The sequence below is a fragment of the Oceanobacillus zhaokaii genome, from assembly GCF_003352005.1.
Classification (GTDB): Bacteria; Bacillota; Bacilli; order Bacillales; family Amphibacillaceae; genus Oceanobacillus; species Oceanobacillus zhaokaii.
Map to the genome: position 1 here is coordinate 144,730 of NZ_CP024848.1, position 18,083 is coordinate 162,812.

The 18,083-nt window shown below is 37.4% G+C and carries 19 protein-coding genes and 1 riboswitch; of the genes, 15 read left to right on the forward strand and 4 right to left on the reverse strand.

Annotation, left to right across the window (positions count from 1 at the left end):
- The first annotated feature begins 37 nt into the window (after window positions 1-37).
- The 8 genes from CUC15_RS00805 to CUC15_RS00835 all read left to right on the forward strand — a co-directional run bounded on the left by CUC15_RS00805 (window position 38) and on the right by CUC15_RS00835 (window position 5,479).
- Complete coding sequence (locus CUC15_RS00805) at window positions 38-877, forward strand: energy-coupling factor ABC transporter ATP-binding protein (protein ID WP_114914916.1); 840 nt, start codon at window positions 38-40, stop codon at window positions 875-877.
- Window positions 853-1,719, forward strand: coding sequence for an energy-coupling factor ABC transporter ATP-binding protein (locus CUC15_RS00810; RefSeq protein WP_114914917.1), 867 nt, complete (start codon window positions 853-855; stop codon window positions 1,717-1,719). Before CUC15_RS00805 ends, CUC15_RS00810 begins: the two co-directional genes overlap by 25 nt.
- Window positions 1,719-2,522: an energy-coupling factor transporter transmembrane component T family protein gene (locus CUC15_RS00815; protein WP_114914918.1), complete on the forward strand. Its 804-nt coding sequence runs from the start codon at window positions 1,719-1,721 to the stop codon at window positions 2,520-2,522. Before CUC15_RS00810 ends, CUC15_RS00815 begins: the two co-directional genes overlap by 1 nt.
- 16 nt (window positions 2,523-2,538) lie before the next feature.
- Window positions 2,539-3,285 (forward strand): tRNA pseudouridine(38-40) synthase TruA, encoded by a 747-nt coding sequence (gene truA, locus CUC15_RS00820; RefSeq protein ID WP_114914919.1) that lies wholly within the window; start codon window positions 2,539-2,541, stop codon window positions 3,283-3,285.
- Window positions 3,286-3,442: 157 nt separating this feature from the next.
- Window positions 3,443-3,880 carry a 50S ribosomal protein L13 gene (rplM, locus tag CUC15_RS00825; protein WP_114914920.1) on the forward strand — a complete coding sequence of 146 codons (438 nt, stop codon included), beginning with the start codon at window positions 3,443-3,445 and terminating at the stop codon, window positions 3,878-3,880.
- 19 nt (window positions 3,881-3,899) lie between these two features.
- Window positions 3,900-4,292, forward strand: coding sequence for a 30S ribosomal protein S9 (rpsI, locus tag CUC15_RS00830; protein ID WP_114914921.1), 393 nt, complete (start codon window positions 3,900-3,902; stop codon window positions 4,290-4,292).
- A 279-nt stretch (window positions 4,293-4,571) separates the two neighbouring features.
- Window positions 4,572-4,925, forward strand: a complete 354-nt coding sequence (locus CUC15_RS20325; protein WP_242985913.1) for a hypothetical protein — start codon at window positions 4,572-4,574, stop codon at window positions 4,923-4,925.
- Window positions 4,850-5,479, forward strand: a complete 630-nt coding sequence (locus tag CUC15_RS00835; RefSeq protein WP_242985914.1) for an endonuclease I family protein — start codon at window positions 4,850-4,852, stop codon at window positions 5,477-5,479. The genes CUC15_RS20325 and CUC15_RS00835 overlap by 76 nt, the downstream gene beginning before the upstream one ends.
- Before the next feature lie 353 nt (window positions 5,480-5,832).
- Here CUC15_RS00835 and tenA read toward each other — a convergent pair whose 3' ends face one another.
- On the reverse strand, window positions 5,833-6,522 hold the full coding sequence (gene tenA, locus CUC15_RS00840; protein WP_114914922.1) for a thiaminase II: 690 nt from the start codon (window positions 6,520-6,522) through the stop codon (window positions 5,833-5,835).
- Between the two features lie 116 nt (window positions 6,523-6,638).
- A riboswitch (TPP riboswitch) is annotated at window positions 6,639-6,744 on the reverse strand.
- Between the two features lie 63 nt (window positions 6,745-6,807).
- Window positions 6,808-7,848: an AI-2E family transporter gene (locus tag CUC15_RS00845; protein WP_114914923.1), complete on the reverse strand. Its 1,041-nt coding sequence runs from the start codon at window positions 7,846-7,848 to the stop codon at window positions 6,808-6,810.
- A gap of 345 nt (window positions 7,849-8,193) precedes the next feature.
- Between CUC15_RS00845 and CUC15_RS19975 the strand changes: the two genes are divergently transcribed.
- Together CUC15_RS19975 and sspO are read left to right on the forward strand one after the other, a co-directional pair.
- Window positions 8,194-8,358 (forward strand): hypothetical protein, encoded by a 165-nt coding sequence (locus CUC15_RS19975; protein ID WP_162800241.1) that lies wholly within the window; start codon window positions 8,194-8,196, stop codon window positions 8,356-8,358.
- Between the two features lie 666 nt (window positions 8,359-9,024).
- Window positions 9,025-9,180 carry a small acid-soluble spore protein SspO gene (sspO, locus tag CUC15_RS00850; protein ID WP_114914924.1) on the forward strand — a complete coding sequence of 52 codons (156 nt, stop codon included), beginning with the start codon at window positions 9,025-9,027 and terminating at the stop codon, window positions 9,178-9,180.
- Window positions 9,181-9,429: 249 nt separating this feature from the next.
- Here the strand turns inward: sspO and CUC15_RS00855 are convergent, their stop codons facing one another.
- Window positions 9,430-10,614, reverse strand: coding sequence for an ROK family transcriptional regulator (locus CUC15_RS00855; RefSeq protein ID WP_114914925.1), 1,185 nt, complete (start codon window positions 10,612-10,614; stop codon window positions 9,430-9,432).
- Between the two features lie 203 nt (window positions 10,615-10,817).
- On the opposite strand from CUC15_RS00855, the gene uxaC reads away from it, so the two are divergent.
- Complete coding sequence (gene uxaC / locus CUC15_RS00860; protein ID WP_114914926.1) at window positions 10,818-12,215, forward strand: glucuronate isomerase; 1,398 nt, start codon at window positions 10,818-10,820, stop codon at window positions 12,213-12,215.
- A gap of 99 nt (window positions 12,216-12,314) precedes the next feature.
- A complete protein-coding gene (gene gndA, locus CUC15_RS00865) occupies window positions 12,315-13,724 on the forward strand; it encodes an NADP-dependent phosphogluconate dehydrogenase (RefSeq protein ID WP_114914927.1) in 1,410 nt (469 codons plus the stop codon).
- 262 nt (window positions 13,725-13,986) lie between these two features.
- Here the strand turns inward: gndA and CUC15_RS00870 are convergent, their stop codons facing one another.
- Complete coding sequence (locus CUC15_RS00870) at window positions 13,987-15,180, reverse strand: ROK family transcriptional regulator (RefSeq protein ID WP_114914928.1); 1,194 nt, start codon at window positions 15,178-15,180, stop codon at window positions 13,987-13,989.
- Between the two features lie 323 nt (window positions 15,181-15,503).
- On the opposite strand from CUC15_RS00870, the gene mgsA reads away from it, so the two are divergent.
- The 3 genes from mgsA (at window position 15,504) to CUC15_RS00885 (ending at window position 18,056) form a co-directional block, all read left to right on the forward strand.
- Window positions 15,504-15,905 carry a methylglyoxal synthase gene (gene mgsA, locus CUC15_RS00875; protein ID WP_114914929.1) on the forward strand — a complete coding sequence of 134 codons (402 nt, stop codon included), beginning with the start codon at window positions 15,504-15,506 and terminating at the stop codon, window positions 15,903-15,905.
- Between the two features lie 130 nt (window positions 15,906-16,035).
- On the forward strand, window positions 16,036-16,899 hold the full coding sequence (locus CUC15_RS00880) for an AraC family transcriptional regulator (RefSeq protein WP_162800242.1): 864 nt from the start codon (window positions 16,036-16,038) through the stop codon (window positions 16,897-16,899).
- Window positions 16,896-18,056, forward strand: coding sequence for a Gfo/Idh/MocA family protein (locus tag CUC15_RS00885; RefSeq protein WP_114914931.1), 1,161 nt, complete (start codon window positions 16,896-16,898; stop codon window positions 18,054-18,056). The genes CUC15_RS00880 and CUC15_RS00885 overlap by 4 nt, the downstream gene beginning before the upstream one ends.
- Window positions 18,057-18,083 lie beyond the last annotated feature (27 nt).

The window sequence follows — 18,083 nt, forward strand, 5'->3', positions numbered from 1 at the left end:
ATCCCAGGCAGGAGACAGGTTAGGAGAGGTATTTTTAATGAGTAAAAGGTTAATTGAGTTTAGAAATGTATCGTTTCGATATGGAGAAGAGCAGCCTTGGGTATTGAAAAATGTTTCATTTGAAATCTATGAAGATGAGTGGGTAGCTATTATTGGCCATAATGGCTCTGGAAAATCCACAATAGCTAAGCTTGTAAATGGATTGCTATTCCCGCAGCAAGGGGAGATTGTCATAGATGGACAACTGGTAAATGAGGAATCAATTTGGAATATTCGCAAGGAAGTTGGAATGGTATTTCAAAATCCAGATAATCAGTTTGTAGGGGCGACTGTTCAGGATGATGTTGCCTTTGGGATGGAAAATCGCGGGTTTCCCCGCGAAGATATGGTGAAGCGAATTGATGAAACATTGAAAGCAGTAGGCATGCAGGCTTATCGGCTGACAGAGCCACATCGACTATCTGGTGGGCAAAAACAGCGTGTTGCGATTGCAAGTGTGTTGGCAATTTCGCCGAAAGTACTTATTCTTGATGAAGCGACGGCAATGCTTGATCCGAATGGCCGAAAAGAAATTATGGAAACAGTGTCACAGCTCCAGAATAGTCAAGGGCTTTCCTTAATCACGATCACGCATGATTTACATGAAGTTGTCCAAGCTGACCGCGTTATTGTTATGAACGAAGGAGAAATATGGGATGAAGCTACTCCACGAGAAATATTCTCCAAAAAAGATGAACTTCGAAAAATCGGACTTGATGTACCATTTGTAGCCATTTTAGCCGATGAACTAAAACAAGTGGGAATCACGATTTCGCAAGAACCATTAAACCACGAAGAGCTGCTGGAGGAATTATGGACATTAAATTCGAGAACGTAACTTACATTTATCAACCTAATTCACCATTCGAACATAAGGCATTATCTGATGTTTCATTTCATATTGAATCTGGTTCGTTTGTAGCAATTATCGGTCACACCGGTTCCGGTAAGTCAACGTTGATTAATCATTTAAACGGTCTATCTGTGCCAACAGAGGGGATTGTATCAATTGGTGATTATCATCTGTCAAAGGAAGACAAGCCGAAGAATATGAAAGAATTACGCAGCCGAGTTGGCGTTGTTTTTCAATATCCAGAGCATCAATTATTTGAAGAAACCGTTGAGAGGGATATTGCGTTTGGCCCCGAGAACTTCAATGTTCCAAAAGAAGAGATTAAAAAACGTATCGAGGCGATTATCCCTGCAGTAGGACTGCCTGAAAACGTATTAGAGCGGTCGCCATTCGATTTAAGTGGCGGACAGATGCGCAGGGTCGCGATTGCTGGTGTTCTGGCCGTTAAACCAGATGTACTCGTATTAGACGAGCCGACAGCTGGACTTGATCCTCGTGGACAGAAGGAAATTATGGAAATGTTTTATCGTTTACACAAGGAACAAGGCTTAACGACTGTTCTTGTCACACATAGCATGGAGGATGCTGTAAAGTATGCGGATCAAGTAATCATTTTAAATAAAGGGACCAAGTATATGGAAGGAAGGCCTGAGGAGGTTTTTACTCAAAAAGAAGCACTCAATCAAGTACAATTAGATGTACCTGAGATGGTTCGCTTTTTGAACTCCTTCAATGAGAGATTCAGCGAGAATATTCCTTTTGAAAAGCAAACGATCAAGGATCTAGCACAGGCGATACAGCCGGTAGTTAAAGGAGCGAAAGTATAATGAATAATTCCTTAATTATTGGTCAGTATGTCCCCGGTAATTCACTTGTTCATAAATTGGACCCGAGAACAAAGATTACGATTATCTTTTTCTATGTATTTACCGTGTTTTTTGCAAATAGTTTGCCGAGCTACAGTGTACTGGTCGTATTTGCACTTGCATGCATGTTCACCTCAAGAGTGCCAATACGGTTTATTATAAAGGGTCTTACCCCGGTATGGTTCTTAATTATATTTACGTTTATTTTGCACTTATTTGTTACAAAAGAAGGAACTATTATTTTTGATTTCTGGATTTTTGAATTTTACTCTGGTGGTGTCATTCAAGGGATTGCTATTTCGATCCGGTTCTTCCTGTTAATCCTTGTGACCTCATTGCTTACATTAACAACGACACCGATTGAAATAACCGATGCAATTGAAGACATGCTCCGACCATTAAACAAAGTTAGATTTCCAGTCCATGAGCTTGCATTGATGATGTCGATTTCCTTACGCTTTATTCCTACACTAATGCAGGAAACAGATAAGATTTCAAGGGCACAAGCATCGCGCGGTGTTGATTTTAGGACAGGGCCAATAAAGGACCGGATTAAGGCAGTTGTGCCACTGTTGGTTCCCCTGTTTGTCAGTGCATTTAAACGAGCAGAAGAGCTCGCAATGGCAATGGAGGCGCGTGGGTATCAAGGTGGAGAAGGGCGTACCAAGCTGCGAGAACTGAAAATTGAACTCCGGGATATCATGGTCTATCTTCTATTTGCATGTGTCATGATTTTATTATTTTTAACACGAACGTATTCGTAAGAAAGGCTGGACTAGGATGGGAAGACTAAAATGTACAATCATTTATGACGGTTCCGGTTTCTTTGGCTTCCAATTTCAGCCAACAAAGCGTACCGTTCAAGGCGAATTGGAAAAAGCTCTTAAACAGATTCATAAAGGAGAATCGATTCGTCTGCAGGCATCTGGTAGAACGGATGCAGGGGTCCATGCAAAGGGACAAGTGATTCATTTCGATTCCCCCTTAGATATCCCGGAATTAGGCTGGAAACGAGCAATGAATACCATCTTGCCAGATGATGTCTATATTGATAGGGTCGAAAGGGTTACAGATGCATTTCATGCGAGATACAGTGCAGTGGAAAAGGAATATCACTATTTCGTTTGGAATGCAGAAGAGCCAGACGTATTTAAACGAAACTACGCCTATTATTTTTCATATAATCTCGACATGGAGAAGATGCAGAAGGCGTGTCGCTATTTAGAGGGAACACATGATTTCACAACGTTTTCCTCGGCAAAGGCGACAACGAAAGGCACTAAGATAAGAACAATTTATCAAGCAACCTGCAATCGAAAAGGAGCCGAAATTGAGTTCATTTTCCGCGGATCTGGCTTTTTATATAATATGGTTCGAATAATGGTTAGCGTGTTATTAGATATCGGGCAAGGAAGAAGAAATCCAACCGATATTGAAACGCTATTAGACGGGAAAAATCGCCAGCTTGCCGGCAAAACAATTGCACCTCAAGGACTGTATTTATGGCAAGTAAAATATGATAAATAAATGCCTGCAGAACTTGACAATTACCCGTCATATGTTATATTATTGTTTATGGCATTTTATTTCTTAATAAACCATGATTAGCCCCGGAATCTAATTATGTTGAATATAGGAATAACAAATTTGAAACGAATTTTTTAATATATGGAGGGAAATTATCATGCGCACAACTTTTATGGCGAATGAAGCTAATATCGAACGCAAATGGCTTGTTGTGGATGCTGAAGGTCAAAGACTTGGTCGTTTATCAAGTGAAGTTGCTGCAATCCTTCGTGGAAAGCACAAACCAACTTACACACCACATGCAGACACAGGAGATAATGTTATCATTATCAATGCTGAGAAAATAGAATTAACTGGAAACAAAATCAATGACAAAATGTACTACAATCATTCAGGTCATCCAGGCGGAATGAGAGAGCGTAACGCAGACGAAATGCGTACTAAGTATCCTCAAGAAATGCTAGAAAGAGCAATCAAAGGGATGCTTCCAAAAGGTCCATTAGGTCGCAAAATGGCGAAGAAATTGCATGTATACAGAGGACCAGAACATAATAATCAAGCACAAAAACCAGAAGTTTACGAACTTCGTGGATAAATAGAAGGAGGTTAAACAATTGGCACAAGTACAATATTACGGCACAGGTCGTAGAAAAAGTTCAACTGCTCGTGTACGTTTAGTACCAGGCACAGGTAATGTTACTATTAATGGTCGTGAAGCTAAAGACTATTTCCCATATGAAACACAACTTCTAATTCTTAACCAGCCACTAGCTGCTACTGAAACAGAAGGAACTTATGACGTGTTAGTTAACGTTCATGGTGGTGGATTCACTGGTCAAGCTGGTGCAATCCGTCACGGTATCGCTCGTGCACTATTAGAAGCTGATCCAGAATATCGTGCTTCTTTAAAACGCGAAGGCTACCTAACTCGTGATGCTCGTATGAAAGAACGTAAGAAATACGGTCTTAAAGGCGCACGTCGTGCACCTCAGTTCTCAAAACGTTAATATATCTACGTTTCAAGGCTCTCAACCTATTTGGTTGAGGGTCTTTTTTAATTGTTTTGAGATTCTTAATCGAGCATATTAGTTCAAAATTCACTGGATGCCTAATCCTTATCTGATATAATTGCAGGGATAGTTTGCTCTGTTAAAAATAAATAGGACGATAACTTTAAGAGTGTAACCTTATCATTGGGAAGGACCCTGATGGTACGACTGTTAATAAAGATCTTGTTGTACGTGCAGCTGAGGAACTAATATCTTTTAAATCAGGAGGTACGTAAGATGAATTTTACCGGTAAACAACAAGGAGACCTGCTTCCAGAAAAAATAACAGATTACAGGCAATTTGATGCGATTCTTTCTAAACACAGAGAGATGAAGAAGATGATGAAAGAAAACGAGAAAAATTATTTTGATGAGGAAAAAGATCAGGAAGCTGTGGAACAATATTATTGCGGAATTGATTTTAAAGATGATCAGGTAATTGAATTCCTTAAGAAGCTTCTTAAGGAAACGCATACCAATCAAGTACGGTATAAACCAACCGAGTATGTCTATCCATGGGTGGATTTGTACCGGATGGAAACCTTAAGAGTGTTTATTCCGGGGAAGAGCGAAACCCGGAAGATGTCATAAAAAAGGATTTTCAAGCGGTATTAAAACGTATGGATCGGCTCAGCAAGCTGACATCTGCGCAAACTGCGGGAGAGGATCAGCTTCGAAAAGTTGCAATTGCTTTTCCTTTTAACTGTGAACATGTAGTGCCACAATCATGGTTCAATGAACAAGAGCCGATGCGTGGGGATATTCATCATTTATTCACCTGTGATCCTGGCTGTAATTCGATACGGAGTAACTATCCCTATCATGATTTTTCCGATTATGCACCCGAAAATGCTGGAATCAAACGGGTTGAAGATGAGTGTGGAAAGGCCGAAGAGGGGTTATTTGAACCTGAGTATGGAAAAGGAACAGTGGCGAGGGCGATGCTGTATTTTATGATTAGATACCAGGATGAAATAGAAAATGTCCATAAAGAAACCATCGACACCAAACTGCTTCTGGAATGGCACCAGCAATTCCCACCCAAGCTTTATGAAAAACACCGTAACCAATCAATCCATGATATTCAGGGAAATCGTAATCCATTTATTGATTTCCCGGATAAAATGTACCAGGTTTTTGATTAAAAATCCGTTCGCTAGTTAACTGCAAGATTGAATTCATTCGATACGGGGAATAAGTGAAGAGCTAACTGTTGTTATCTGTAGAAAGGCTCCGTTGCTAACAATTAGCTGAAACGCCAATCATATGAAACTAAAACAACAGGATTTTTTGAAGACTGTAAATGAGTAAGCGCCAAACAAACCCGCCCTGCATTAGTAGATGGGGTTTGTCTGGCGCTTATTACGATGCTTATAATGCTTCTATTTCCATAAAAAATTATTCATATCATATAATTTCGATTAATTTAGGGGTCTTCAACCGGCCATATTTTCTTATCGATTTCTTGAACGGGATCTATCACATTGAAAACTATATTTTAAAAAGAAGTTTCCACCTGCTTCCGTTCTGACAGCCATGTTTCAAAGGTGTAAGCCATTTCCCAAAAGGCAAGTTCGTATTCTTTTGCGATGATAAATTGCTCTTTCATCTTTTCTTTTTCAATGTCACTTGCTTCTGCTGCAAGTTCATCTAATAGGTCTACCATTTCCTTAGTAGACTCTTGAAACCAGTCACTTGCATACATTTGAATCCAGTTGTCGTATATTTTTTCCTTTGGTTTAGCATTTTTATTTTTCATGCCAATATCTGCGTATAACCAGTAACATGGCAGCATAGAAGCTATTATTTGTCCTAGACTGCCCGATAGAGCGGCTCGGTACATATGTGATGTATAGGCGTATGCAGTTGGAGCTGGTTTGAAATGCTTTATATCTATATCGGTAATGTTTAAGATTGCCGCATGTTCCTTATGAACAGTGAGCTCTGCCTGGGCTGTATTTTTTGCCTTTTCAGCTAACTTTGCAGATACACTAAAATCATCAGCATGTGCTGCGGCAAATGCGTGTATTTTTCCGTAATGTTTTAAATAGTAAATGTCTTGCATTATATAATTCTTGAATGTTTCGAGTGGCAAATCGCCATTGACGATGCCTTGTACAAAAGGATGGTTCAAGCTTAAATCCCAACTTTGCTTTGTTTCCTCTCTTAGTGACTCAGAAAATTTCATTAAAAATTCCTCCCCTAACTTATCGTTTCCGACTGTTGGTGGAGGAAATGGATGCGCGTGCTATCTGATTCAATTCCTGAACAAATTCAAAAACTGAGAAGTTATCAAATGATAGAATCGGCGACTTTCCACTTCCCTCCGCTGGTATAAACCAGATCAGGTTCCAAGGGTCTTAAAGAACTCTTTAATCTCAGCCTTAAATAGGCACCCCTAGCAGAAACGTATTTGATTATTCTTATTTATCATAACATATATCTAACAAACTTAGCAGAAAAACTCTGTAATTTATATTGCTTCTTTATCTTCACTGTTATTCAGGCTTTCCGCAGGTTTATCAGTAACATCTAGTATATCAAGTAGAAACACAAACACTGGAATTCCGATAATCAATCCCCAGACGCCAAAGAAATGCTGCGAGAAAATAAGGACGATAAATGTATAAAATACAGGTAAATCCGTTTTCGATGACATTAACTTTGGATTTAAAATGTATGCTTCAATTGCATGGATAATCATAATTGCAACGAATAAGTAAATTACGGTTAAGAATCCTCCAATTGTAAATGCAATAAGCGTTAGAGGAATAAGTGAAATAATAACGCCTGCGACAGGAATAAGCCCTAAGAAGAAAACCATGATTGACAATCCTATAATTTGCGGGAATCCAAGAATCATTAATACAATCACTGTTAGGAATGTGTTAATGAGCGCAATTATGAACTGTGCTTCAATTACCTTTCCGAATGTGCGTGAAAATTTTCTGCCAAAGTATTCGATTTCTCGATAAAATGGAGCAATCTTACTATGTTTAAACTTGCCAGTGAATTCCAGCAATCGTGGCTTTTCGAGAAGGAAAAACAAGCTAAGTAATAAAGCAATTAACACTTGGACACTCGTTTTGCTAATATCTGAGAATGACTTTAAAAGAAATGAGAAGCCATCTTCTAAATAAGCGGTAATTTGATTGCTTGCAATAATCGATTCAATGAAGTTAACGATAGCATTATCATACGACTTAAATGAGAAATTGGAAATTTGTCGAATCAATTGACTGATTTCGATTGTAATTACCGGTAAATACTTCACAATTCCGACCGTTAGCAGGCTGACAATGAACGCATATAGCAATAATATGAGTATTGTTCGATTTAGCTTAATACGTGCAGTCGTGAATTTAACAAGCCCATTCATTAAAAATGAAAAAATAAAGGTTAGCAGAATGAGATTCATCATACTCCTAACACTAAAAAGGATAAGAATAATCAATCCAAAAATAATCGTTCGTTTAACACCTGTTTTCCGAAAAAATCCCGCTATTGATTCCATGTAATAGTTCCCCTCTTACTAAAAATATACATATGTATAGATAATATTTCCTATTACTTTTAGTATCTAATTAAAATGAGTAAAATACAAGTTAGAATAAAAGTAATTTCCAATTAATTATATATATTTCTAAAAGGACAGCAAATAGAACATTTCTGTCTTACTGGATTCACATTTAGATGCTGCCTATCGGAAAGTGCATTGATTGAACAATACTTACGAATCAGCACTCTTTGGGATAAAAGTCATTAAATCTATAATAGATTAGTCACTGCATAAATGCATGCAACTGAAGTATTGACCTGGGGTTACATCCATCTTTTATAGTTAGGGTAAAAGACGCAAGTGATTGAAATGGTATGGTTTGTTTATATCAACATTGCATTGTATGCGTTATTAACGATTATTGCTAGTGTCAGTCAGGTGATTACAACAGCGTTCCACGTGAATCATTTCTTGTTCATTGTAGTATCCGTTATGATGTTTTCCTTATTATTTATCCACAATTAGGATATGATACTCACTGTATTTATTATTGCCTGAATTGGTCTACATGTCGTTACGATTGCTGTGGGATTAGTTGTAAATGGTCATCTAACGTACAGCCATCATATTCTATGATTTATCGTTCATATTATAATCATTGTAATGGCCTTTTTATTTATATAGTAAAGTGGTGAGATGATGAAAAAAGGGGAGTTTTCTAAAGTAGTTGGAATAAGTAAATATACCATTCGTTATTAGCTGCACCTCGAGAGAGTGAATAGTAGAATTGATTATTTACACCGTCGTAATGGTAAGTAAGCAAATAATGGTTGCGGAAGGTTTAATGTTGAATCATTAGCACCTTGTCAGGTGATGCTGAGACACTTAAGTATTGGCCATTCTTATAGCAAATAAAGTGAACATGCTAAGAATATGGGGGAAATTAAAATGGGGATTCTAGTTTTAGCTGCAATATTTGTCATTATTTTCATATCTACAAGTATAATAGAAAATAGCTTAAAGTCTATCGTCAACCAAAATGAGTGCATGATTGAATTGTTGAATTGTTGACGGAGATAAAGGAATCGCAAAAGAAGAATAAGGTATAGATGAGTTTGTTCTTTAGATTTAATTATTGGATACATACTCCAGACGATACGTGGCACACTAGTGTTCATGGAGGTGTAACTAATGAGCAAGGATTCTAAGAATAAATTAACTGGAAATGTTAGTGACGAGCAAGCGGTGCGGAAAAATTTATCAAAGGAATTTGATCATGAATTTGCAAATGAGCCATTAACACCTGAAGAGAAATATAATAATAAGAAAACGAAGAAACGGCAGTAAGGAGATTATCCATTCCCTGTTAACTATATTAATTAATGGGGAATACTTTTATTTATTCACTCATTTGAAAGATAATTGAAGCATAATAAAACGCCGACATAAGAGCAATGTAGTTATCTCCCCGTGGAAAGCGAAGTGTATTTTCAAAGCGAACGGACAGAGAACAATTGCTCATACGTAAGTTCGCAGTATATATTATTAATCGATAACCTTGAAATAGAATAAAAAGAGACAGCTTATCAAGCTGCCTCACACATCATAAATAGAAGTAAAGTATTCATATCCAGTATAATCAATTTTATTCACACCGAAAAAATTCTTAATTACGAATGCCGCTCCACCTAAAGCACAGGAATATTCCCCTAACCTGGAAGCTCTAATTTCACGGTAATTATTAATTTTTGACTTAAGTTTATGCTCGATTTCTGTAATAAAAGGAGAATTTCCATTTATTATGGCACCATTAAGAATAATCTTTTCTGGATTAAAGATATTAATAATATTATTGATGCCAACCGCTAGATAATCGAGGTAGGAATCTATGGCCATTGCTGAATTCTCACTAGCAGGCAATACTTTGCTGGTCGCTTGAAGAGAAGTAGGGGAATCGGCTTTTTCCAAAGCTTCCAATAATGCCCGTTCTGAGGCATATAACTCCCAGCAGCCTGTATTGCCACAAGAGCAAGGTAAGCCCTTCGATTCAACAACCATATGCCCTATTTCTCCAGCAAAGCCTTGGTAACCGCGATAGATTTTATTTTCATTGATAATTCCTAATCCAATCCCTGAATATAATGTAATACAAAACAGGTCTGCGATTGGATCGTCAAAAGCTTGTTCTGCGAAGACACTTAAGTTCGCATTATTATCAATATAGACAGTGGTTTGTAATGCTTCCTCGAGTCGATCCTTTATATTAATGTTGGACCACTTCTGTTTTGGAGTGAAAATAATTTCCTCCTTATCGTTCACGATACCATGGATGCCGACACTTATGCCGACAAGCCCGTTTGGCTGGTAATCCTTCTTGAATTTTTCAATTAAAGGTGTAATTGTTACAATTAATTGATCTACTGCATACTCTAGAACCGCATCCTGAAGTGTTATTCGCACCTTATGGAATGCTTCTCCCTTTAAATTCATAAAGATAATATTGATATAATCCTCGACGATATCAATCCCGATACTAAAGGCCCCGTTTGCATTTAATTCGAGAAGGATTGGCTTTCTACCACGAGTAATCGATTCGCCTTCTTTCTTCTCCATTACGATTTTTTCAGCAATTAAATCACTTACTTGTGCGGATACGGTAGCTTTATTCAAGCCAGTAATCCTTGCCAAATCACTTCTCGACAGGGATCTATTTTTGATAATTTCCTCAATCAATATTCTTCTATTCAATTGTTTTATATAGCTTGCATCCCCTGTATTCATGAATATCCTCCTCAATTTAAAAATAAATTGAAAAAAAGTAGTATTTCCACTTGAAAAATAAAACGTTTACATATATTATTAATACTATACAATAAATAGTTTGTTTAGTAAACAAATAATTAAACTGATAAAATAATAATTTATCGGACATAATATAATGTTGCGACAAACTATTTTATATTATAAGGGAGAGGTTGATCAAAGTGAAAACTTTTATAACAGACGATTTTCTACTTTACAATGAAACGGCCAGAGAACTCTTTCATAACACAGCAAAAAATCTACCGATCATAGATTATCATAACCATTTGAACCAATATGAAATCTTAGAAGATAAAAATTACTCCAATTTAGCAGAAGTGTGGCTTGGAGGAGACCATTATAAATGGCGTGGAATGAGAGCTAACGGGATTAGTGAAGATTATATTACTGGAAATAAGAGTGACTATGAGAAATTCCTTGCATGGGCAAAGACTGTACCTAACACTTTAGGTAATCCATTATACCACTGGACCCATTTAGAATTGCTCCGTTACTTTGATATTGATGAGCTTTTAAATGAGAAGTCAGCGCCAGCGATTTGGGAAGCTGCAAACGCGAAGCTAGCAACGAAAGAATTGTCTACGAGAGCATTATTAAAAAATAAAAATGTCGAATTTGTCGGTACCACAGATGACCCAACAGATGACCTAGAAGCACATAAAGCATTAGCGAAGGAAGACTTCTCGATTACTGTTTCTCCTTCTTTCCGTCCTGATAAAGGATTAGCAATTGAAAATGATGATTTTCTTGCTTGGGTTGAGAAGCTGGAACAAGCAACGAACACTTCTGTTAAAAATTATGAAGCATTCTTAAATGGATTGGCAAGTCGCGTAGATTACTTTGATGAACATGGCTGCCGCAGCTCGGATCATGGAATTAATGTGATTTTCTATGAAGCAGCAACAAAAGAAGAAGTATCTGCTATTTTTGAGAAGCGTCTAAATAATGAAGCGTTGTCTGCAAAGGAAGTTGAACAGTTTAAAACCTATACAATGGTTACATTAGGTGAGTTGTATGCAGATAAAGGCTGGGTAATGCAGTTCCATATGAACCCATTACGTAATAACAGTACACGCATGTTTAGAAAAATTGGACCAGACGCAGGATTTGACTCTATTGGCGACAATTTACTTGCGAGCAAGCTTTCAAGTCTGTTAGATGCAATGGATATTAATGACAAGCTTCCAAAAACGATTCTATACAGCTTAAATGCAAGAGATAATGATATTCTTGCTGCAATGGCTGGTAATTTCCAAACAGATGAAATTCCTGGTAAAGTCCAATTTGGAACAGCATGGTGGTTTAACGATACAATCGACGGTATGGAAGATCAAATGAAGACGTTAGCGAATATGGGACTTATCAGTAATTTTGTCGGCATGCTAACAGACTCTAGAAGCTTCCTTTCCTTCCCAAGACATGAGTATTTCCGAAGAATTCTATGTAATTTATTAGGAACATGGGTTGAACAAGGAAAAGCGCCGAAAGATATGCAGTTATTAGAAACATACGTAAGAAATATTTGCTACAACAATGCAAAACGCTTCTTCACAATATGAAATAAATGTAAAATACTGTAGGAAGTTTTTATTTGTAGTCGATATTCGGTATAATAAAGCTAGCTATATAAAGTTACTAAGCAAAGGATGAATTAGACAATGTCAAAACAACAAATTGGTGTAATTGGTTTAGCGGTAATGGGGAAAAACTTAGCATTAAACATTGAAAGCAGAGGATATTCTGTAGCGGTATTTAACCGTTCATACGATAAAACAGAAGCATTCCTTGCGAATGAAGCAAAAGGAAAGAACTTTGTTGGTGGCAAAACAATTGAGGAATTTGTTAACTCTTTAGAAAAACCACGTAAAATTTTGCTTATGGTTAAAGCTGGTGCAGCAACAGATGCAACAATTGAATCATTACAACCATATCTTGAAAAAGGCGATATCTTAATTGATGGTGGTAATACACTATTCGAAGATACTATCCGTCGTAATAAAATGTTAGACGAAACTGGTATTCACTTCATTGGAACAGGGGTTTCTGGTGGAGAAGAAGGAGCCCTTAACGGACCTTCTATGATGCCAGGTGGTCAAAAAGAAGCTTATGAACTTGTAGCACCAATCTTTGAAGCTATTTCTGCAAAAGTTGATGGTGATCCATGTGTGACATATATTGGGCCAAACGGTGCGGGACATTTCGTTAAAATGGTACACAACGGAATCGAATACGGTGATATGCAATTGATTTCTGAAGCATACTTCATCTTGAAACATGTACTTGGCATGGAAGCAGATGAGCTTCATGAAGTATTTACAGAATGGAATAAAGGTGAACTAGATAGTTACCTAATCGAGATTACTGCTGACATCTTCACTAAGAAAGATGATGAAACAGGGAAAGCACTTGTTGATGTAATCATGGATAAAGCAGGACAAAAAGGTACTGGTAAATGGACAAGTAAAAATGCATTAGATTTAGGTGTTCCACTTCCATTAATCACTGAATCTGTATTTGCTCGCTTCATTTCTTCCTTGAAGGATGAACGTGTTGCAGCAAGTAAAGTATTAAGCGGACCGAGTGCTGAAAAATACGAAGGTAACCGTGAAGAACTTGTTGAAGCAATCCGTAAAGCATTGTATATGAGTAAAATTGTATCTTATGCACAAGGTTTCGCACAGATGCGTGCAGCTTCAGAAGAAAACAACTGGGATCTTCAATTCGGTGATATCGCAATGATCTGGCGTGGTGGATGTATCATCCGTGCTAACTTCCTGCAAAAGATTAAAGATGCATATGATCGTGAACCAGCTCTTGCAAACTTAATGCTTGATCCTTACTTCAAGGAGATCGTTGAAGGATATCAATCAGCATTACGTGAAGTTGTATCCGTAGCAATTAAACATGGTATTGCTGTACCAACATTCGCAAGCGCGATCGCTTACTATGACAGCTATCGTTCTGAAGATTTATCAGCTAACTTAATTCAAGCACAACGTGACTACTTCGGTGCACATACGTACGAACGCAAAGATAAAGAGGGCGTATTCCACACGAACTGGTTCTAAGAACAAAAGCGCAAGCGCCCGTTTAGCGACGTACGGACTGGACTGAGCCGTAGGAGATACAGGAAACACGATGAGCTTTAGCGAATCGATGTTGACTTATCGTACGGAGGTGAGGGAAGTCTCGCTAGTCGCTGGGCGCTGGATCTGGACGCGGCCAGTATTGCCAAAGGATAGTACTGAGGTAATATAATATTTCCTTGTCTGTTGATAGATAACTAAAAAGAACGCTACTTTATTTTAAAGTAGCGTTCTCATTAATCACTCATTTTACTAAGCTTGTAACTAAATGTTCTTCATTCAAAGTAAAAGTCAATTCTGGAACCTCCAGAAAGCGTTGAATTAGGAGTGCACAAGCTCCAAGTACACAGGCATTATCGGCCAAATCTGATAATACGATTTCGCGATATGTGCTTACAGAGGATCTGAAATGACTTGTAATTTCCTCAACTGCGTTCGGATACAACTGTAATATCTTGCTGTTGATGACGATTGTTTCTGGATTATATAAATTAATAATATTATTTAAGCCAATTGCCAAATGTTGAATGAATTGTTTTATTTGTTGTATTGTGATATCATCCTTGTTTTTAATAAACATTTCAATATCATTAATGGTTAAATTTTTCTTATTATATTTCATGGCTAAATCTTCTAATAGGCTCGTTTCTGAGGAGTAACGCTCCCAGCATCCATGGTTTCCACATTTACAAGGCTCGCCATCTGGAGCAATAATCATATGCCCCATTTCGCCAGCATAACCGTGATATCCTTTATGAAGTTTGCCATCGATCATAATGCCGGCACCAATTCCAGAAGTTAAGATAATGGTAAGTAAGTTATCGCTCTGATGATATTTGTATACTTTCTCAGCGTATGCCGATAAGTTCGCGTTATTTTCAATATTAATATTGAGGTCTGTTAATTCCGCTTGAAGATCATCTTTAAGATTCTTATAGCGCCATTGATATTTAGGGACAAAAAGAATACTTTCATCATTATTGACGGTTCCATGGATACCAATCATGACACCGACTAAGCCGCAATGGCTGTTAGAATATAGACTCACATAGTGTTTTATATGAACGACTAGCAAGGAAACAATTTCATCATAATCATTTGTTTCCGGATAAATTGTATCCGATTGAATCGGTTGACCATTTAACCCAGAGACGGTAAATTGAATACAATGATGATCAAGGTCGATACCTAAAACGTAGCCAGCTTTGCTATTTATGGATAGCATGATTGGTCTTCTGCCGACTGTATTATGTTCTTGCTGTGTTTCATAAATCAATTCTTCTTGTAATAGATCTGCAACCTGAACGGAAACGGTTGCTTTGTTTAAGCCTATGGTCTTTGATAAATCAGCTCGTGAAATTAAGCCATGTTGAACGATGTTTTTTAAGATAAGACTTCTATTTATTTTTTTAATATATGCACCATCACCAGTAACCATCTATTTAACCCCCTATGTTTTAAAATTGGAGTAAAGAAAAAATTCAGTAGCTTTGTTTTTTATTTGTTTGTTACACAAATTAAACCGTTCTATGTGATGAAAGGGTTTACAAAAAATAGAGAACAAATTAGTACTAAAATATAAAATTCTGAAGGCATCGATACTCCATTTAAATACATTATAGCAAAAGATAGGAGCTTAGGGGAATAAATTTTAATAGATATGAAGGAATATATGCTCTAAATATAGAGTGAAATGAAGGTTGTCATCTAAACCAAACCTTCAAACGATAGATACATTTTATTTAATGAGGTGACAGGAAAATGAAAATAGCATTGATTGCACATGACGAGAAAAAGGATGATATGGTTCGATTTACACAAGCATATAAATTCATTTTAGAAAAACATGAATTGTATGCAACAGGAACAACAGGACTAAGAATAGCTGAAAACACAGGGTTGACAGTTACACGATTTCAATCAGGACCTTTAGGTGGTGACCAGCAAATTGGGGCAATGGTTGCTGAAAATAATATGGACATGATTATCTTCTTCCGTGACCCATTGACAGCTCAGCCACATGAACCAGACGTATCGGCGCTTATGCGATTAAGTGATGTATATTCAATCCCACTTGCAACCAATATGGGGTCAGCGGAATTATTTATTCGTTCTTTGGATCGCGGAGATCTTGAATGGCGCAAGATTATTAATAAGAAATAATTATCTTAACGTGTTTTAGATAAAGCACTTACAGATAATTATCGATTGAATTTCGACATTGTGAAGTAATGACTTTTCAGATTTTTTGTTCTAAAATGAAGGTAGTTCCTATCAGAAAGGAATGATCGATTTGAATGAGTCAATCCTTTCAATCTATCGTGCTCAAGAGAAATGGCCGGATATGGATTACCATTCACACCAGGAATATGAAATTTATTTCTTTCACGGAGGCTCTTGCAGGTATCTCATTCATAATCAAATTTATGATCTGGAGCCTGGGGATATTTTGTTGATGGATGGAATGACACTTCATAAGCCGAATGTCCCAAATAATAGTGAATATATCCGCAGCATCATTCAATTTTCACCACAATGGATAACAGGGATGCTGAAAGAAATTGGGGCACTGCATTTATTGGATGTATTTAAAAAACTGCATCATTGTTTAATTCGTACAAGGGAAAACCAGGAATCAAAGGAATTAGAGCAGATTATTAAGCGTTTAGCAGATGTAAGTCGCTCCTCTTATATGCAGGACGGTTCTGGTGAAATAGAACAGAAGGCATTATTATTACAAATCCTGATTTTGGTAAACCGCCTTGGACAAGCAGAATCAAAGAAATTGCAAACCTCTAAGCCAGATAAGGCGACGCACGCAGAGAATATTGTTTCGTATATACAAGAAAATTATATGCGAAAACTAAGCATTGAAGTTATTTCAGGTGCTTTGAATTTAAGTAAGTCTTATGTTTCCCATGTTTTTAAGGAAATGACAGGGTTTACAGTGATGGAATATGTCATGGGCTATCGTATAACACAGGTGAAATTCCTGCTGGAAATGGAGCCAGATAAAGCATTAAAAGATATAGCAATTGAATGTGGCTTTGAAAGCGTTCCACATTTTAGTCGTTATTTTCGAGAGAGTGTAGGGGTAACGGCTAGGGAGTATCGTAACGGACGCTTAAAAATATATCGTGAGGAGAATGAGAAATGAGCAAAGTTAGATTAGGTATTATCGGTTTAGGTGCGCAAGGTGGAGCATACGCAGGTTTCATTGCAGAAGGAAAAGTTCCAAACATGGTTATTGGTGCTATCTGTGATACAGATCCAGAGAAGAAGGCTGTTGCTGCGGAAAAATATCCAGATGTTCCATTCTATGATAATTACATTGACATGTTAGAAAGCGGCGATGTTGATGCGGTTGTTACTTGTGTTCCACATTATTTACATCCAGAAATGGGAATTGAAGCACTGAAAAGAGATGTTCACGCATTAGTAGAAAAACCAGCAGGCGTGTATACAAAACAAGTTCGTGAATTAAATGAATTTGCAGCAACGAAGCCGGAGTTAACATTCGGGATTATGTTTAACCAGAGAACGAATGAATTGTACCAAAAAGTAAAACAAATTGTTGATAATGGTGAAATAGGTAAAATCCGTCGTACGAACTGGATTATTACTACGTGGTGGAGACCACAAGGTTATTATGATCAAAGTGCATGGAGAGCAACATGGGAAGGTGAAGGCGGCGGTGTTCTTGTAAACCAAGCACCACATCAACTTGACTTGCTTCAATGGATTGCTGGTATGCCGAAGAAGGTTTATTCTAACGTGAAATACGGCTACCAACGTGATATTGCTGTAGAAGATGAAGTAACTGCATTACTTGATTATGGTAACGGAGCAACAGGTGTATTCATTACTGCTACACATGACATCATGGGGACAGACCGCTTTGAGATTCATGGCGATAACGGAAAAATTGTTGTTGATGATAGTAAGAAAGTAACAATCAAGCGTCTTAGAAAACCAGAATCAGAAATGAGTGCAACAATGAGCATGATGGATGTTGCAAAAATCTTCATGGGTGGAGACACGGATGACCTTTATGAGGAAGAAGTTATCGAATTTGAAAGTGTATGGGGTGCACAGCATTCCGCTGTTATGGAAAACTTCGCAGCGAATATTTTAGACGGCACACCACTTCTTGCACCTGGCAGCGATGGAATTAATGGTGTGGCACTAGCAAACGCAATCCATCTTTCAAGCTGGTTAGGGAAGGAAGTAGAACTACCAGTAGATGAAGATCTATACTTCGATGAATTACAGAAGAAAATTGAAGAAGAAAAACTTAACCCAATTAAAAAATAAGGAACCTGTTAGCCTATGTCCACATTG

Coding starts and splice junctions, on each gene's coding strand:
- CUC15_RS00805 (WP_114914916.1), top strand. CDS start 38: ATGAGTAAAAGGTTAATTGAGTTTAGAAATGTATCGTTTCGATATGGA.
- CUC15_RS00810 (WP_114914917.1), top strand. CDS start 853: ATGGACATTAAATTCGAGAACGTAACTTACATTTATCAACCTAATTCA.
- CUC15_RS00815 (WP_114914918.1), top strand. CDS start 1,719: ATGAATAATTCCTTAATTATTGGTCAGTATGTCCCCGGTAATTCACTT.
- truA (WP_114914919.1), top strand. CDS start 2,539: ATGGGAAGACTAAAATGTACAATCATTTATGACGGTTCCGGTTTCTTT.
- rplM (WP_114914920.1), top strand. CDS start 3,443: ATGCGCACAACTTTTATGGCGAATGAAGCTAATATCGAACGCAAATGG.
- CUC15_RS20325 (WP_242985913.1), top strand. CDS start 4,572: ATGAATTTTACCGGTAAACAACAAGGAGACCTGCTTCCAGAAAAAATA.
- CUC15_RS00835 (WP_242985914.1), top strand. CDS start 4,850: ATGGGTGGATTTGTACCGGATGGAAACCTTAAGAGTGTTTATTCCGGG.
- tenA (WP_114914922.1), bottom strand. CDS start 6,522: ATGAAATTTTCTGAGTCACTAAGAGAGGAAACAAAGCAAAGTTGGGAT.
- CUC15_RS00845 (WP_114914923.1), bottom strand. CDS start 7,848: ATGGAATCAATAGCGGGATTTTTTCGGAAAACAGGTGTTAAACGAACG.
- sspO (WP_114914924.1), top strand. CDS start 9,025: ATGAGCAAGGATTCTAAGAATAAATTAACTGGAAATGTTAGTGACGAG.
- CUC15_RS00855 (WP_114914925.1), bottom strand. CDS start 10,614: ATGAATACAGGGGATGCAAGCTATATAAAACAATTGAATAGAAGAATA.
- gndA (WP_114914927.1), top strand. CDS start 12,315: ATGTCAAAACAACAAATTGGTGTAATTGGTTTAGCGGTAATGGGGAAA.
- CUC15_RS00870 (WP_114914928.1), bottom strand. CDS start 15,180: ATGGTTACTGGTGATGGTGCATATATTAAAAAAATAAATAGAAGTCTT.
- mgsA (WP_114914929.1), top strand. CDS start 15,504: ATGAAAATAGCATTGATTGCACATGACGAGAAAAAGGATGATATGGTT.
- CUC15_RS00885 (WP_114914931.1), top strand. CDS start 16,896: ATGAGCAAAGTTAGATTAGGTATTATCGGTTTAGGTGCGCAAGGTGGA.